Source organism: Streptomyces roseofulvus, assembly GCF_039534915.1.
GTDB lineage: Bacteria > Actinomycetota > Actinomycetes > Streptomycetales > Streptomycetaceae > Streptomyces > Streptomyces roseofulvus.
In genome coordinates, this window is sequence record NZ_BAAAWE010000001.1 from 4,785,409 (window position 1) to 4,800,838 (window position 15,430).

15 protein-coding genes are annotated in these 15,430 nt (G+C 70.7%); 13 read left to right on the top strand and 2 right to left on the bottom strand.

The genetic code is table 11. The features are described 5' to 3' along the window. On the bottom strand, positions 1–546 hold the full coding sequence (locus ABFY03_RS22110) for a SigE family RNA polymerase sigma factor (RefSeq protein WP_346172284.1): 546 nt from the start codon (positions 544–546) through the stop codon (positions 1–3). 123 nt (positions 547–669) lie between these two features. Here ABFY03_RS22110 and ABFY03_RS22115 point away from each other — a divergent pair, with 123 nt between their 5' ends. Together ABFY03_RS22115 and ABFY03_RS22120 are read left to right on the top strand one after the other, a co-directional pair. Further along, a complete protein-coding gene (locus tag ABFY03_RS22115; RefSeq protein WP_319007446.1) occupies positions 670–1,365 on the top strand; it encodes a demethylmenaquinone methyltransferase in 696 nt (231 codons plus the stop codon). A gap of 423 nt (positions 1,366–1,788) precedes the next feature. Further along, a complete protein-coding gene (locus tag ABFY03_RS22120; protein WP_319007447.1) occupies positions 1,789–3,075 on the top strand; it encodes a geranylgeranyl reductase family protein in 1,287 nt (428 codons plus the stop codon). Between the two features lie 81 nt (positions 3,076–3,156). Here the strand turns inward: ABFY03_RS22120 and ABFY03_RS22125 are convergent, their stop codons facing one another. Then, on the bottom strand, positions 3,157–4,074 hold the full coding sequence (locus tag ABFY03_RS22125) for a C40 family peptidase (protein ID WP_319007448.1): 918 nt from the start codon (positions 4,072–4,074) through the stop codon (positions 3,157–3,159). A 691-nt stretch (positions 4,075–4,765) separates the two neighbouring features. On the opposite strand from ABFY03_RS22125, the gene ABFY03_RS22130 reads away from it, so the two are divergent. The 11 genes from ABFY03_RS22130 to nuoK are packed head-to-tail and all read left to right on the top strand — an operon-like array spanning position 4,766 to position 15,425. After that, the gene (locus tag ABFY03_RS22130; RefSeq protein ID WP_030494815.1) at positions 4,766–5,125 is read left to right on the top strand and encodes an NADH-quinone oxidoreductase subunit A; all 360 of its coding nucleotides are present in this window, start codon (positions 4,766–4,768) and stop codon (positions 5,123–5,125) included. A 17-nt stretch (positions 5,126–5,142) separates the two neighbouring features. Continuing rightward, positions 5,143–5,697, top strand: coding sequence for a NuoB/complex I 20 kDa subunit family protein (locus ABFY03_RS22135; protein ID WP_003998928.1), 555 nt, complete (start codon positions 5,143–5,145; stop codon positions 5,695–5,697). After that, positions 5,694–6,425, top strand: coding sequence for an NADH-quinone oxidoreductase subunit C (locus ABFY03_RS22140; RefSeq protein WP_346170695.1), 732 nt, complete (start codon positions 5,694–5,696; stop codon positions 6,423–6,425). The genes ABFY03_RS22135 and ABFY03_RS22140 overlap by 4 nt, the downstream gene beginning before the upstream one ends. Further along, positions 6,422–7,744 (top strand): NADH-quinone oxidoreductase subunit D, encoded by a 1,323-nt coding sequence (locus tag ABFY03_RS22145; RefSeq protein ID WP_319007451.1) that lies wholly within the window; start codon positions 6,422–6,424, stop codon positions 7,742–7,744. Before ABFY03_RS22140 ends, ABFY03_RS22145 begins: the two co-directional genes overlap by 4 nt. Further along, positions 7,741–8,499 (top strand): NADH-quinone oxidoreductase subunit NuoE, encoded by a 759-nt coding sequence (nuoE, locus tag ABFY03_RS22150; protein WP_346170696.1) that lies wholly within the window; start codon positions 7,741–7,743, stop codon positions 8,497–8,499. The genes ABFY03_RS22145 and nuoE overlap by 4 nt, the downstream gene beginning before the upstream one ends. After that, positions 8,499–9,848, top strand: a complete 1,350-nt coding sequence (gene nuoF, locus ABFY03_RS22155; protein ID WP_319007453.1) for an NADH-quinone oxidoreductase subunit NuoF — start codon at positions 8,499–8,501, stop codon at positions 9,846–9,848. Before nuoE ends, nuoF begins: the two co-directional genes overlap by 1 nt. Next, on the top strand, positions 9,845–12,340 hold the full coding sequence (locus ABFY03_RS22160; protein WP_346170697.1) for an NADH-quinone oxidoreductase subunit G: 2,496 nt from the start codon (positions 9,845–9,847) through the stop codon (positions 12,338–12,340). Before nuoF ends, ABFY03_RS22160 begins: the two co-directional genes overlap by 4 nt. Next, entirely contained in the window at positions 12,337–13,698 is a 1,362-nt protein-coding gene (gene nuoH / locus ABFY03_RS22165) for an NADH-quinone oxidoreductase subunit NuoH (RefSeq protein ID WP_319007455.1), read from the top strand. The genes ABFY03_RS22160 and nuoH overlap by 4 nt, the downstream gene beginning before the upstream one ends. After that, complete coding sequence (nuoI, locus tag ABFY03_RS22170; protein WP_386723628.1) at positions 13,658–14,308, top strand: NADH-quinone oxidoreductase subunit NuoI; 651 nt, start codon at positions 13,658–13,660, stop codon at positions 14,306–14,308. The genes nuoH and nuoI overlap by 41 nt, the downstream gene beginning before the upstream one ends. Then, on the top strand, positions 14,305–15,129 hold the full coding sequence (locus ABFY03_RS22175) for an NADH-quinone oxidoreductase subunit J (protein ID WP_319007457.1): 825 nt from the start codon (positions 14,305–14,307) through the stop codon (positions 15,127–15,129). Before nuoI ends, ABFY03_RS22175 begins: the two co-directional genes overlap by 4 nt. After that, complete coding sequence (nuoK, locus tag ABFY03_RS22180; protein WP_031012459.1) at positions 15,126–15,425, top strand: NADH-quinone oxidoreductase subunit NuoK; 300 nt, start codon at positions 15,126–15,128, stop codon at positions 15,423–15,425. Before ABFY03_RS22175 ends, nuoK begins: the two co-directional genes overlap by 4 nt. Positions 15,426–15,430 lie beyond the last annotated feature (5 nt).

The window sequence follows — 15,430 nt, forward strand, 5'->3', positions numbered from 1 at the left end:
TCACCTTCCTGTCAGAGAGAGCCCGGCGTCGGCCAGGCGTACGCGGAGCCGGGCGAGCGAGCGCGAGCACTGGCTCTTGACGGTGGCCTCGCTGCACCGCAGCAGCGCCGCGACGGAGGCCACGCTCTGGTCGTCCCAGTAGCGCAGCACGACCATCGCCCGCGCCCGGGGCGGCAGCTCGGCGAGCGCCGCGAGGAGCGTGACCCGCAGGTCGGCGTGGTCGGCGACGGCCTCCGGCAGGGTCCCCCCGGCCCGGCCGAGCGCCAGCAGGTCCCGCAGCCGGCGCCGCCGCTCCGCCAGGAACGTCCGCGTCAGCACGGTCTTGGCGTACGCGTGCGGATGCTCGGCCGCGCCCGCGCGCCGCCAGTGCTGGTACAGCTTCGCGAGCGTGGTCTGGGTCAGGTCCCGCGCCCCCTCCGCGTCCCCGCAGAGCAGGTACGCCGTCCGGTACAGCCGCTGCTGCGCGGCGCGCGCGAACTCCTCGAAGCCGGCCTCCGTCCCGACGTCCGCCGCCCCGCCCCCCGCGGCCCTCGCCTCGGTCGTCACTGCCACCGCATCCCTGCTCTCCTCGCCCTCGTGTGCTGTGTTCCGACCGTCCTTGAGCCCGCCCGGGCCCGAAAGGTTGAAGCGGTACGGGGAGAGATTCGGGCGGCTGCTTGAATGGGTTCCGTGACCCGAGCCAACCTGGACAAACAGCCGCACGAAGTCGCCTCCATGTTCGACGACGTGGCGGCCAACTACGACCTCACCAACGACGTGCTCTCGCTCGGCCAGGACCGCCGCTGGCGCAAGGAGGTCGCCAAGGCGGTCGACGCGCGCCCCGCGCAGAAGATCCTCGACCTCGCCGCCGGCACCGCCACCTCCTCGCAGCCCTTCGCGCGGGCGGGCGCGTACGTCGTCCCGTGCGACTTCTCGCTCGGCATGCTGCGGGTCGGGAAGCAGCGGCACCCGTGGATGCCGTTCACGGCGGGCGACGGCACGAAGCTGCCCTTCCGGGACGACGTCTTCGACGCGGTCACCATCTCCTTCGGGCTCCGGAACATCCAGGACACCGAGCAGGCGCTGCGCGAGCTGTACCGGGTGACGAAGCCCGGCGGCCGGGTCGTGATCTGCGAGTTCTCGCACCCGACGTGGGGCCCGTTCCGCACGGTGTACGAGGAGTACCTGATGCGCGCGCTGCCGCCGGTGGCCCGGGCGGTCTCCTCGAACCCCGACGCGTACGTCTACCTCGCCGAGTCCATCCAGTCCTGGCCGGACCAGCCCACCCTCGCGGGGCTCCTCCAGAAGGCCGGCTGGTCGAAGGTCGCCCACCGCAACCTCACCGGCGGCATCGTCGCCCTGCACCGAGGCTACAAACACCCCTGACGCCCGTCCCCGTCGCGGACGGCCGCCGCCGCTCCGTTGCGGGCCGGCGCCGTTTCGTTGTGGGCAATCGTTCCGCTGGGGCGATGGGGGTCCCCCCTGCTCGAGCGAAGCCGAGAGCTTGGGGGAGGGTGGGCACAACGGAACGGCACCCCAGCGGTGCCTCCGCGCCCCGAGCCTGGACCCGCACCCGTACGAAGCCGTACAGCGGGTGCGGGTTCAGGCGCGGAAGCCTAGGCCCGGCGGAAGGGGCCGTCCCGAAGACCCGCGCCCGGCGCGGAAGCCGGACGTGGAGGGTGGGCGGCGCCCCGCGGTGCGGGGGAGGCGCGGCGTAGGACCCCGGCGGCGCCCCGTGACGGTTCGGGGCGGGGGGTCCGGCCTAGACTTCCCTACGACCCTCTTCGCCGACCTTTCGGGAGATTCGCCGTGACCGAGAAGCCCCTCTCCGAGCACAGCGCAGACGTGATCGTCGTCGGGGCGGGCCCGGCCGGCTCCACCACCGCGTACTACCTGGCCAAGGCCGGACTCGACGTGCTGCTCCTGGAGAAGACGGCGTTCCCGCGCGAGAAGGTCTGCGGCGACGGCCTCACCCCGCGCGCCACCAAGCAGCTCGTCTCCATGGGCATCGACGTCTCCGAAGAGGCCGGCTGGCTCCGCAACAAGGGCCTGCGGATCATCGGCGGCGGCGTCCGGCTGCAGCTGGACTGGCCCGACCTCGCCTCGTACCCGGACTACGGACTCGTCCGCAAGCGCGAGGACTTCGACGAGATGCTGGCGCGGCAGGCGCAGAAGGCCGGCGCCCGCCTCTACGAGCGCTGCAACGTCGGCGCCCCGGTCATCGACGACCGCACCGGCCGCATCACCGGCGTGCACGCCAAGCTCGGCGAGGAGAAGACCGAGGTCACCTTCCACGCGCCGCTGGTCGTCGCCGCCGACGGCAACTCGACCCGCCTCTCCCTCGCGATGGGCCTGCACCGCCGCGAGGACCGCCCGATGGGCGTCGCCGTCCGCACGTACTTCACCTCCCCGCGGCACGACGACGACTACCTGGAGTCGTGGCTGGAGCTGTGGGACAAGCGCGGCGCCGAGGACCGTCTGCTCCCCGGTTACGGCTGGGTCTTCGGCATGGGCGACGGCACGTCGAACGTCGGTCTCGGCATCCTCAACTCCTCCTCCGCCTTCCGCGAGCTGGACTGGCGCGAGGTGCTGAAGGCGTGGTGCGCGTCGATGCCGGAGGACTGGGGCTTCACCCCGGACAACATGACGACCCCGATCCGCGGCGCGGCCCTCCCGATGGCGTTCAACCGCCAGCCGCACTACACGAAGGGCCTGCTGCTGGTCGGCGACGCGGGCGGCCTCGTCAACCCCTTCAACGGCGAGGGCATCGCCTACGCGATGGAGTCCGGCCAGATCGCCGCCGACGTCATCGTCCAGGCCCACGCCCGCGCCACCCCCGCCCAGCGCGAACTGGCCCTCCAGAGCTACCCCCGCATCCTCAAGGACACCTACGGCGGCTACTACACCCTGGGCCGCGCCTTCGTGAAGCTCATCGGCAACCCGAAGGTCATGAAGATCGCGACGCAGCGCGGCCTGACCCACCCCGTGCTGATGAAGTTCACCCTCAAGATGCTGGCCAACCTCACGGACCCGACCGGCGGCGACGCGATGGACCGCATCATCAACGGCCTCTCGAAGGTCGCCCCGAAGGCGTAACCCGCCCCCGGACACCCCGAAGGGCCGTCGCTCCCCCGAGGAGTGACGGCCCTTCGTTCGTACGGCTCCGATCGCGGACGATCAGAGGATGCGCACGGCGCCCGACGGCGGGTCCCAGTCCAGGGAGCGCTCGACGACGCCGGTGGAGGAGTTCTGCGCGCCGACGTACTTGCCGCCGCCGACGTAGATGGCGACGTGGTACGAGCCGCTGCGGCTGCCCCAGTAGAGGACGTCGCCCGGCTGGAGGTTGCTCAGGGAGACGGAGGTGCCCATGGAGGACTGCTGGTACGAGATGCGCGGCAGGTCGATGCCGGCGGCGGCGTAGGCGGCCTGGACGAGGCCGGAGCAGTCCCACGAGTTGGGGCCGGTGCCGCCGGTGACGTACGCGTCGCCGATCTGGGCGCGCGCGAAGGCCACGATGGCGGCGGCGGTGCCGGAGGCGGCCTGGGTGGTCGACTCCGAGGAGGCGGAGGAGCCGCTGTCGCTCGACGAACCCGAGTCCGAGGACGAGGAGGACGAGGAGTCGGACGCCGAGGTGGTGGACAGCTGGGTGCGGGCGGCGTCGCGGGAGGCGCGGGCCTGGGCCTCGGCACGGGCCTCGGCCTCGGCGCGCTCGCGCTCGGCCTTCGCCTCGGCCTCCTGGCGGGCCTTCTCGGCGCGCTCGGCCTCGGCCTTGCGGTCGGCCTCGGCCTTGGCCTTCTTGGCCTCCTTGGCGGCCTTCTCCAGGGCGGCGGCCTCCTGGGCCTCCAGGCTCTGGTCGAGGGCCTCCTGCTGGGACGCCTCGGCGGAGGCGGCCACGGCGCTGGAGAGGTCAGTGCCGAGGGATCCCAGCGTGGGCATCTCGATGGTCTCGGTCACCGGCTCGGCACTCGCCGGGCCGGCAGCACCGGCCACCGCGATGGTGCTGAGGACGCCACCGGCAACTCCGGCGCGGAGCGCGAGCTTCGAGGCGCTGCGGCGGGGCTTCCGGTGGCTGGGTATGTGAGCGGTGTGGGACATGGGTACAACCGCTATCAGGGCTTCACGGTTCCCTTCAAGAAACGTGGGTTGCGCCACAGTTACGACCGGAACCGTCTAATCCGCTTCCTTGGCGCCCTTATTGACGCCGTAACGGGCAAAACGGTCACGGCTCATTGCGCCCTTGATCATGGGTTTTCGATGAGATGCCCGAATTGCCCTTCGCTTACCACCTCTTGATGCCGATGGCCAAGCCCCGCTTTTTCCGGGCCGCGAGGGAGTGACGCAGGTCACATCTCCGTCTCGTGAACGCGCGCACACGGAGTCGGGGCGTCCACTTCGGTCCCCCCGGCCCCCCGGACGAGCGACGCCGATGCCTATATCACCCGGACGCGTCCACTGCCAATTTGCTTGCACGCGCCATCTCTTGATAGAGCGCCACCCGTTCCGACCAGCGATTTCCGGTCCGAATGTCACACCTGGTGATCACCTGGGCGCTTCACGCGACAAGATCACCGCTCATCCGACTTCATGATCCTTCGTCAGGTGGTGGAGATCACAAATCCGTTGGCGACCCCCGTGTCGCAGATCACAGAGGGGCGGGCTTAAGATACGCGGACGTCGGGCTTGTGAACTGCCTCACATGTGGGCGATCTTCCCGGAGGTCGCCGCGGGGTGCCGCGAGCCGACAGTGCGGTCCAACGGTCAAGGACGACTGGAAGGAGCGAGGAGCGTGAATGCGTACGCGCCCATCCTCGTGCTCGGTGCCCTGGGTGCGGGGTTTGCGATCTTCTCCGTGGTCATGGCCACGCTAATCGGGCCAAAGCGGTACAACAGGGCAAAACTTGAGGCGTACGAGTGCGGCATCGAACCGACGCCGACTCCCGCCGGGGGAGGCCGCTTCCCCATCAAGTACTACCTGACGGCGATGCTCTTCATCGTCTTCGACATCGAGATCGTCTTCCTCTACCCCTGGGCCGTCACCTTCGACGCCCTGGGGCTTTTCGGGCTCGTGGAGATGCTGCTCTTCGTGCTCACCGTCTTCGTCGCCTACGCCTACGTGTGGCGGCGCGGCGGCCTGGAATGGGACTGAGGGGCTGAGGAGCACCCATGGGACTCGAAGAGAAGCTGCCCAGCGGTTTCCTGCTGACCACCGTCGAGCAGGCCGCGGGCTGGGTCCGGAAGGCGTCCGTCTTCCCCGCGACCTTCGGCCTCGCCTGCTGCGCCATCGAGATGATGACGACCGGCGCCGGCCGCTACGACCTCGCCCGCTTCGGCATGGAGGTCTTCCGCGGCTCCCCGCGCCAGGCCGACCTGATGATCGTCGCGGGCCGGGTCAGCCAGAAGATGGCGCCCGTCCTGCGGCAGGTCTACGACCAGATGCCCAACCCCAAGTGGGTCATCTCCATGGGCGTCTGCGCCTCCTCGGGCGGCATGTTCAACAACTACGCCATCGTGCAGGGCGTCGACCACATCGTGCCGGTCGACATCTACCTGCCCGGCTGCCCGCCGCGCCCGGAGATGCTGATGGACGCGATCCTCAAGCTCCACCAGAAGATCCAGACGTCCAAGCTCGGCGTGAACGCCGAGGAGGCGGCCCGTGAGGCGGAGGAGGCGGCGCTCAAGGCGCTGCCGACCATCGAGATGAAGGGTCTGCTCCGTTGAGCGACGAAACCCCGAACCCCGAGAAGGAGCTGTCCGCGCAGAACCTGCCCGGCCAGCGCGGTGAGCACGGGGAGGAGGTACGGCTCCAGCGCGGCATGTTCGGCGCGAACAACGGCGGCGACACCTCCGGCTACGGCGGCCTCGTCCGCTCCATCCGCCTCCCCGGCGCGGCCGTCCGCCCGTACGGCGGCTGGTTCGACGAGGTCGCGGACGAGCTCGAAGGCGCCCTGGAGGAGCAGGGGCTCGTCCCCGAGAACGCCATCGAGAAGACGGTCGTCGACCGCGGCGAGCTCACCTTCCACATCGAGCGCGAGCACCTCGTCCGGGTCGCCCGCACGCTGCGCGACGACCCGGCGCTCCGCTTCGAGCTGTGCACCGGCGTCTCCGGCGTCCACTACCCGGGCGACAAGGGCCGCGAGCTGCACGCCGTGTACCACCTGCGGTCGCTCACCCACGGCCGGCTCATCCGGCTGGAGGTCTCGGCCCCCGACGAGGACCCGCGGATCCCGTCGCTGACCGCCGTCTACCCGACGAACGACTGGCACGAGCGCGAGACGTACGACTTCTTCGGAATCGTCTTCGAAGGCCACCAGGCCCTCACCCGGATCATGATGCCGGACGACTGGCAGGGCCACCCGCAGCGCAAGGACTATCCGCTCGGCGGCATCGCCGTCGAGTACAAGGGCGCCCAGATCCCGGCTCCGGACCAGCGGAGGTCGTACTCGTGAACAGCACAGCATCAGGCCCCCGCGAGACCACCGAGGGGTCCGTCTACACGGTCACCGGCGGCGACTGGGACGAGGTCGTCCAGTCCGCCGCGAAGGCCGACGACGAGCGGATCGTCGTCAACATGGGCCCCCAGCACCCGTCCACCCACGGCGTGCTCCGGCTCATCCTGGAGATCGACGGCGAGACCGTCACCGAGGCCCGCTGCGGTATCGGCTACCTCCACACCGGCATCGAGAAGAACCTCGAGTACCGGACCTGGACGCAGGGCACCACCTTCGTCACGCGCATGGACTACCTCACCTCGTTCTACAACGAGACGGCGTACTGCCTCGGCGTGGAGAAGCTGCTCGGCATCACCGACGACGTCCCCGACCGGGCGAGCGTCATCCGGGTTCTGCTCATGGAGCTCAACCGGCTCTCCTCGCACCTGGTGTGCATCGCCACCGGCGGCATGGAGCTCGGCGCCACCACGATCATGATCTACGGCTTCCGGGACCGCGAGATGATCCTGGACCTGTACGAGCTGATCACCGGCCTGCGCATGAACCACGCGTACATCCGGCCCGGCGGCCTCGCCCAGGACCTCCCGCCCGGCGGCGTCGACGCCGTGCGCGAGTTCGTGAAGACCATGAAGAAGAACCTGCCGGAGTACGACAAGCTCGCCACCGGCAACCCCATCTTCAAGGCCCGCATGCAGGACGTCGGCTACCTCGACCTCACCGGCTGCCTGGCCCTCGGCGCCACCGGACCGATCCTCCGGTCGGCGGGCCTCCCGCACGACCTGCGGAAGACCGACCCGTACTGCGGCTACGAGAACTACGACTTCGAGGTCCCCACCGCCGACACCTGCGACGCCTACGGCCGCTTCCTCGTCCGCCTGGAGGAGATGCGCCAGTCGCTGCGGATCGTCGAGCAGTGCCTCGACCGGCTGGAGCCCGGCCCGGTCATGGTCGGCGACAAGAAGATCGCCTGGCCCGCGCAGCTCGCCCTCGGCCCCGACGGCCTCGGCAACTCCCTCGACCACATCAAGAAGATCATGGGCACCTCCATGGAGGCCCTGATCCACCACTTCAAGCTGGTCACCGAGGGCTTCCGGGTCCCGGCCGGCCAGGCTTATGCGGCCGTCGAGTCCCCCAAGGGCGAGCTCGGCGTGCACGTGGTCTCCGACGGCGGCACCCGCCCCTTCCGCGTCCACTTCCGCGACCCGTCCTTCACCAACCTCCAGGCCATGGCCGCGATGTGCGAGGGCGGCCAGGTCGCCGACGTCATCGTCGCCGTCGCCTCCATCGACCCCGTGATGGGAGGCGTCGACCGATGACAGAGACCCCGACGAGCGGCAACGTCAGCCTCGGGATGCCCCAGCTTCCCGCCCCCGCCTACCCGGACGACGTCCGGGCCCGGCTGGAGGAGGACGCGAAGGCGATCATCGACCGCTACCCCGGCTCCCGCTCCGCGCTCCTGCCGATGCTGCACCTCGTGCAGTCGGAGGAGGGCCACGTGACCCGCACCGGCATGCAGTTCTGCGCCGACATGCTCGGCCTGACCACCGCCGAGGTCACCGCCGTCGCCACCTTCTACACGATGTACCGCCGCAAGCCGTCCGGCGACTACCAGGTCGGCGTCTGCACCAACACCCTCTGCGCGGTCATGGGCGGCGACGCCATCTTCGAGGAGCTCAAGGAGCACCTCGGCGTCGGCAACGGCGAGACCACCGAGGACGGCGCGATCACCCTCGAACACATCGAGTGCAACGCGGCCTGCGACTTCGCGCCCGTGGTGATGGTCAACTGGGAGTTCTTCGACAACCAGACGCCCGAGTCGGCCAAGAAGATGGTCGACGACCTCCGCGCGGGCCGGACCGTCGAACCCACCCGCGGCGCCCCCCTCTGCACCTTCAAGGAGACCGCCCGGATCCTCGCCGGCTTCCCCGACGAGCGCCCCGGCGCCGTCGCGGCCACCGGCGGCGCCGGCCCGGCCTCCCTCGTCGGCCTCCGCCTGGCCAAGGGCGAGGCCCCGCAGCACACCCGGATCGTCCACCCGCGCGGCGAGGCAGCCGGTCAGGAGGGAGAGTGATGACATTGGCCGCCGAGATCAACTCCAGCAGCCCCGAGAAGCTCCTCTCACCGGTGCTCTCCGCCTTCTGGGACCAGCCCGACTCCTGGACCCTGGAGACGTACGAGCGCCACGACGGCTACCAGGGCCTGCGCAAGGCCCTCGCCATGAGCCCCGACGACCTCATCGCCTACGTGAAGGACTCCGGGCTCCGCGGACGCGGGGGCGCCGGCTTCCCCACCGGCATGAAGTGGCAGTTCATCCCGCAGGGTGACGGCAAGCCGCACTACCTCGTCGTCAACGCCGACGAGTCCGAGCCCGGCACCTGCAAGGACATCCCCCTCCTCTTCGCCAACCCGCACTCCCTCATCGAGGGCATCGTGATCGCCTGCTACGCGATCCGCTCCAGCCACGCCTTCATCTACCTGCGCGGCGAGGTCGTCCCCGTCCTCCGCCGCCTCCACGAGGCCGTCCGCGAGGCCTACCGGGCCGGCTACCTCGGCACGAACATCCTCGGCAGCGGGCTCGACGTCGAACTCACCGTGCACGCCGGCGCCGGCGCGTACATCTGCGGCGAGGAGACCGCCCTCCTCGACTCGCTCGAAGGCCGCCGCGGCCAGCCCCGGCTCCGGCCCCCCTTCCCCGCGGTCGCCGGCCTCTACGCCTGCCCCACCGTGGTGAACAACGTCGAGTCCATCGCCTCCGTTCCCGCGATCCTCCACCGCGGCAAGGACTGGTTCACCTCGATGGGCAGCGAGAAGTCCCCCGGCTTCACGCTCTACTCGCTGAGCGGGCACGTCGCCTCGCCCGGCCAGTACGAGGCACCCCTCGGCATCACCCTGCGCCAGCTCCTCGACATGAGCGGCGGCATGCGCCCCGGACACCGGCTCAAGTTCTGGACCCCCGGCGGCTCCTCCACCCCCATGTTCACCGAGGAACACCTCGACGTGCCCCTCGACTACGAGGGCGTCGGCGCCGCCGGCTCCATGCTCGGCACCAAGGCCCTCCAGTGCTTCGACGAGACCACCTGCGTCGTCCGGGCCGTCACCCGCTGGACCGAGTTCTACGCCCACGAGTCCTGCGGCAAGTGCACCCCCTGCCGCGAGGGCACCTACTGGCTCGTCCAGCTCCTCCGCGACATCGAGGCCGGCCGGGGCGTGATGTCCGACCTCGACAAGCTGAACGACATCGCCGACAACATCAACGGCAAGTCGTTCTGCGCCCTCGGCGACGGCGCCGCCTCGCCGATCTTCTCCTCGCTGAAGTACTTCCGCGAGGAGTACGAGCAGCACATCACGGGCAAGGGCTGCCCCTTCGACCCGGCCAAGTCGACCGCCTGGGCGGACAACCACAAGGAGGTGACCGCATGACCGTCACCACGCCCGGTGCGTCGGGCGGCGGCAGCCCGGACGGACCGCAGAGGCACTCCAGGGAAGAGACCGTCACGCTGACCATCGACGGCGCCGAGATCTCCGTTCCCAAGGGGACCCTGGTCATCCGCGCCGCCGAACAGCTCGGCATCGAGATCCCCCGCTTCTGCGACCACCCCCTCCTCGACCCCGCCGGCGCCTGCCGCCAGTGCATCGTCGAGGTCGAGGGCCAGCGCAAGCCGATGGCCTCCTGCACCATCACCTGCACCGACGGCATGGTCGTCAAGTCGCAGCTGACCTCGCCGGTCGCGGAGAAGGCCCAGCACGGCGTGATGGAGCTGCTGCTCATCAACCACCCGCTGGACTGCCCGGTCTGCGACAAGGGCGGCGAGTGCCCCCTGCAGAACCAGGCCATGTCCCACGGCCAGGCCGACTCCCGCTTCGAAGGCGTCAAGCGGACCTACGAGAAGCCGGTCCCGATCTCCACCCAGGTGCTGCTCGACCGCGAGCGGTGCGTGCTCTGCGCCCGCTGCACCCGCTTCTCCAACCAGGTCGCCGGCGACCCGATGATCGAGCTCATCGAGCGCGGCGCGCTCCAGCAGGTCGGCACCGGCGAGGGCGACCCCTTCGAGTCGTACTTCTCCGGCAACACCATCCAGATCTGCCCGGTCGGCGCGCTGACCTCGGCGGCGTACCGCTTCCGCTCCCGCCCCTTCGACCTGGTGTCGTCGCCCTCGGTGTGCGAGCACTGCGCCGGCGGCTGCGCCACCCGCACCGACCACCGGCGCGGCAAGGTCATGCGCCGCCTCGCGCAGGACGACCCCGAGGTCAACGAGGAGTGGATCTGCGACAAGGGCCGGTTCGGCTTCCGGTACGCGCAGCAGCGCGACCGGCTGACGACCCCCCTCGTCCGGAACGCCCAGGGCGTCCTCGAACCGGCCTCCTGGCCGGAGGCGCTGGAGGCCGCCGCCCGCGGACTCGTCCGCGGCCGCACCGGCGTCCTCGCCGGAGGCAGGCTCACCGTCGAGGACGCCTACGCCTACGCCAAGTTCGCCCGCGTCGCCCTCGACACCCACGACGTCGACTTCCGGGCCCGGATCCACTCCGGCGAGGAGGCCGACTTCCTGGCCGCGTACGTCGCCGGACGGGGCCGGGACCTGGACGGTTCCGGGGTCACGTACACCTCGCTCGAAGCCGCGCCGACGGTGCTGCTCGTCGGCCTGGAGTCCGAGGAGGAAGCCCCCGGCGTCTTCCTGCGGCTCCGCAAGGCGTGGCGCAAGCACGGGCAGAGGACGTACGCCGTCGCCACCCACGCCACCCGCGGCCTGGAGAAGGCCGGCGGCACCCTGCTCGCCGCCGCCCCCGGCACCGAGACCGAATGGCTCGACGCCCTCACCTCCCGGGTCGGCCTCGACTCCACCGGCTGGGCCGCCTCCGAGGCGCTGCGCCAGGAGGGTGCCGTCATCGCCGTCGGCGAGCGGCTCGCCGGGGTGCCCGGCGCGCTCACCGCCGCCCTGCGCGCCTCCGCCGCCACCGGCGCGCGGCTCGTGTGGATCCCGCGCCGGGCCGGCGAGCGCGGCGCGATCGAGGCCGGCGCCCTGCCGAGCCTGCTGCCCGGCGGGCGGCCCGCGACCGACCCCCGCGCGCGCGAGGAGGTCGCCGCCGCCTGGGGCATCCGCGAACTCCCGCACGGCTACGGCCGCGACACCGGCCAGATCCTGGAGGCCGCGGCCGGCGGCGAACTCGCCGCGCTCCTCGTCGGCGGCGTCGACGTCGACGACCTGCCCGACCCGGCACGCGCGCGCGAGGCCCTCGACGCGGCCTTCGTCGTCTCCCTCGAACTGCGCCCCGGCGCCGTCACCGAGCGCGCCGACGTCGTCCTGCCGGTCGCCGCCGTCGCCGAGAAGCCCGGCACCTTCCTGAACTGGGAGGGCCGCGTCCGGATGTTCGAGGCCGCGCTCAAGCCCGAGCAGATGACGAGGACGCTCGCCCCGAGCGACCTGCGGGTCCTCCACATGCTCGCCGACGCCATGGACGCCCACCTCGCCCTGCCCGACCTGAAGGCGGCCCGGCGCGAACTGGACCGGCTCGGCCGCTGGACCGAGGAGCGGGCCTCCGAGCCCGGCGCGCACGCGGTCCCGGCGCCCCGGCCCGGCGACGGCGAGGCCGTCCTCGCCGGCCACCGGCTCCTGCTCGACCTCGGCAGGCTCCAGGAGGGCGACGAGGCCCTGGCCGGCACGCGCCACGCCGCCGTCGCCCGGCTCTCCGCCGGCACCGCGGCCGACACCGGCGTCAAGGACGGCGACCTCCTCGAAGTCACCGGCCCCGCCGGCGCGGTCGCCTTCCCCCTCCAGGTCACCGAGATGCCCGACCGGGTCGTCTGGCTCCCGCTGAACTCGGCCGGCCACGGCGTCCTCGCCGACACCGGCGCCCGCCCCGGCGACCTGGTCCGCATCGGCCCGGCCACCCCTTCGACGGAGGTGCAGGCGTGAACACCCCCCTCGCCGCCGAAGACCTCTCCCTGTTCGGGACGGACCCCTGGTGGCTCGTCGCGATCAAGGCCGTCTTCTGTTTCGCGTTCCTGATGGTGACCGTGCTCTTCTCCATCGTGTGGGAGCGCAAGGTCGTCGCCTGGATGCAGCTGCGCATCGGCCCCAACCGGCACGGCCCCTGGGGCCTCCTCCAGTCCCTCGCGGACGGCATCAAGCTGATGCTGAAGGAGGACGTGATCGTCAAGCGGGCCGACAAGGTCGTCTACGTCCTGGCCCCGATCGTCGCCGCCATCCCGGCCTTCATGGCCATCGCCGTGATCCCCTTCGGCCCGGCCGGCAACGAGGTGTCGATCTTCGGCCAGCGCACCACGATGCAGCTCACCGACCTGCCGATCGCGATGCTGTACATCCTCGCGGTCGCCTCCGTCGGCATCTACGGCATCGTGCTCGCCGGCTGGTCGTCCGGCTCCACGTACCCGCTCCTCGGCGGCCTCCGCTCCTGCGCGCAGATGATCTCGTACGAGATCGCCATGGGCGCGGCCTTCGCCTCCGTCTTCCTCTACTCGGGGTCGATGTCCACCTCGGCGATCGTCGAGGCCCAGCAGGACCGCTGGTTCGTCATCCTGCTGCCGGTGTCGTTCCTCATCTACATCGTGACGATGGTCGGCGAGACCAACCGCGCCCCCTTCGACATGCCGGAGTCCGAGGGCGACCTCGTCGGCGGCTTCAACACCGAGTACTCGTCCATCAAGTTCGCGATGTTCATGCTCGCCGAGTACGTGAACATGGTGACGGTCTCCGCGGTGTCGGTGACCCTCTTCCTGGGCGGCTGGCGGGCCCCGTACCCGATCAGCACCTTCTGGGAGGGCGCCAACCACGGCTGGTGGCCGATGCTGTGGTTCGTCCTCAAGGTGCAGCTGCTGCTCTTCTTCTTCATCTGGCTCCGCGGCACCCTGCCCCGCGTCCGCTACGACCAGCTGATGAAGCTCGGCTGGAAGGTGCTCATCCCGGTCTCCGTGGTCTGGCTGATGCTGGTCGCCACCGTCCGGGCGCTGCGCAACGAGGACATCGCCTTCACCAACATCGTCCTGTACGTGGCCGGTGCCGTCCTCGTGGTGCTGCTGCTCTCCTTCGTCGCCGACCTCTTCCGCGACAAGAAGGAGAAGGCCGCCGCCGGGCCCGCCGCCGAGGAGCGGACCTTCGACCCGATGGCCGGCGGCTTCCCCGTACCGCCCAAGCCCGGACAGACCCTGCCGCCCGTGCCCCGGCGCGGGCCCCGACACCAGCGGGACCTCGTTGTCAGTGGTGGCCCCGATACTGCTACCGAGAGTGACGAAAGGGGGACGGATCGTGTCTGACTTCCAGAATCCGGTGGCCGGCTTCGGCGTGACCTTCAAGGCCATGTTCAAGAAGCGGCTGACCGAGCAGTACCCGGAACAGCAGAAGACGACGGCACCCCGCTTCCACGGCCGGCACCAGCTCAACCGCCACCCGGACGGCCTGGAGAAGTGCGTCGGCTGCGAGCTGTGCGCCTGGGCCTGTCCCGCCGACGCCATCTACGTGGAGGGCGCGGACAACACGGACGAGGAGCGCTACTCGCCCGGCGAGCGGTACGGCCGCGTCTACCAGATCAACTACGCCCGCTGCATCCTGTGCGGGCTGTGCATCGAGGCGTGCCCCACCCGCGCGCTCACGATGACCAACGAGTTCGAACTGGCCGACTCCTCCCGCGAGAACCTGATCTACACCAAGGAGCAGCTGCTCGCGGGCCTCGACGACCGCATGGTCGACACGCCGCACGCGATCTTCCCCGGAATGACCGAGCAGGACTACTACCGGGGCCTCGTCACCGAGGCCGCGCCCGGCACCGAGCGCCAGGTCGCCGTGTCCAAGGGCGAGGGTCCGCAGGAGGGCGCGTCGACCTTCGGCGAGGACGAGCCCGCCTCGGGGAAGGTGGTCGGCCGATGAGCGCGCTCGCGGCCTACGCCACCTCCACCGGCGAGGCGTTCCAGTTCTGGGTGCTCGGCACCGTCGCCGTCATCGGCGCGCTGTGCACCATCCTGATGAAGAAGGCCGTGCACTCGGCCCTCTGCCTGGCCGGCACGATGATCGTCCTCGCGGTCTTCTACCTGGCCAACGGCGCGTACTTCCTCGGCATCGTGCAGATCGTCGTCTACACCGGCGCGATCATGATGCTCTTCCTCTTCGTCGTCATGCTGGTCGGCGTCACGGCCGCGGACTCGCTGACGGAGACCATCAAGGGCCAGCGCTGGTGGGCCGCCGCCTGCGGCCTCGGCTTCGGCGTCCTGCTCTTCGCCGGGATCGGGAACGCGGCGCTGACCGAGTTCACCGGCCTCGGCGCGGCGAACGCCGCCCACGGGGGGAACGTGGAGGGCCTGGCGGCCCTCATCTTCACCAAGTACGTCTTCGCCTTCGAGATCACCGGCGCCCTGCTGATCACCGCCTCCGTCGGCGCGATGCTCCTCACCCACCGGGAGCGCACCGAGCGGGCCCGGACCCAGCGCGAGCTGTCCGAGCAGCGCGTCCGCGAGGGCAAGCACCTCCCGCCGCTGCCCGCCCCCGGCGTCTACGCCCGGCACAACGCGGTGGACATCGCGGGCCTGCTGCCCGACGGCACCCCGTCCGAGCTCACCGTCATCTCCACGCTGCGCAAGCGCGGCCAGGTGCGGGACGTGTCGACGGAGGCGCTCGCCGATCTCAAGGCCCTGGAGCAGCGCTCCTCGGAGCGGCTCGGACGCGACCGGGAAGAAGAGGAGGCCGGCCGGTGAATCCCGTCAACTACCTGTACCTCGCCGCCCTGTTGTTCACCATCGGTGCGGTCGGGGTGCTGATCCGGCGGAACGCGATCGTGGTCTTCATGTGCGTGGAGCTGATGCTCAACGCCTGCAACCTCGCGTTCGTCGCCTTCTCCCGCATGCACGGCAACCTCGACGGCCAGATCATCGCCTTCTTCACGATGGTCGTGGCCGCCGCGGAGGTCGTCGTCGGGCTCGCGATCATCGTGTCCGTCTTCCGATCCCGCCACTCGGCCTCGGTCGACGACGCCAGCCTGATGAAGCTGTGAGGGGC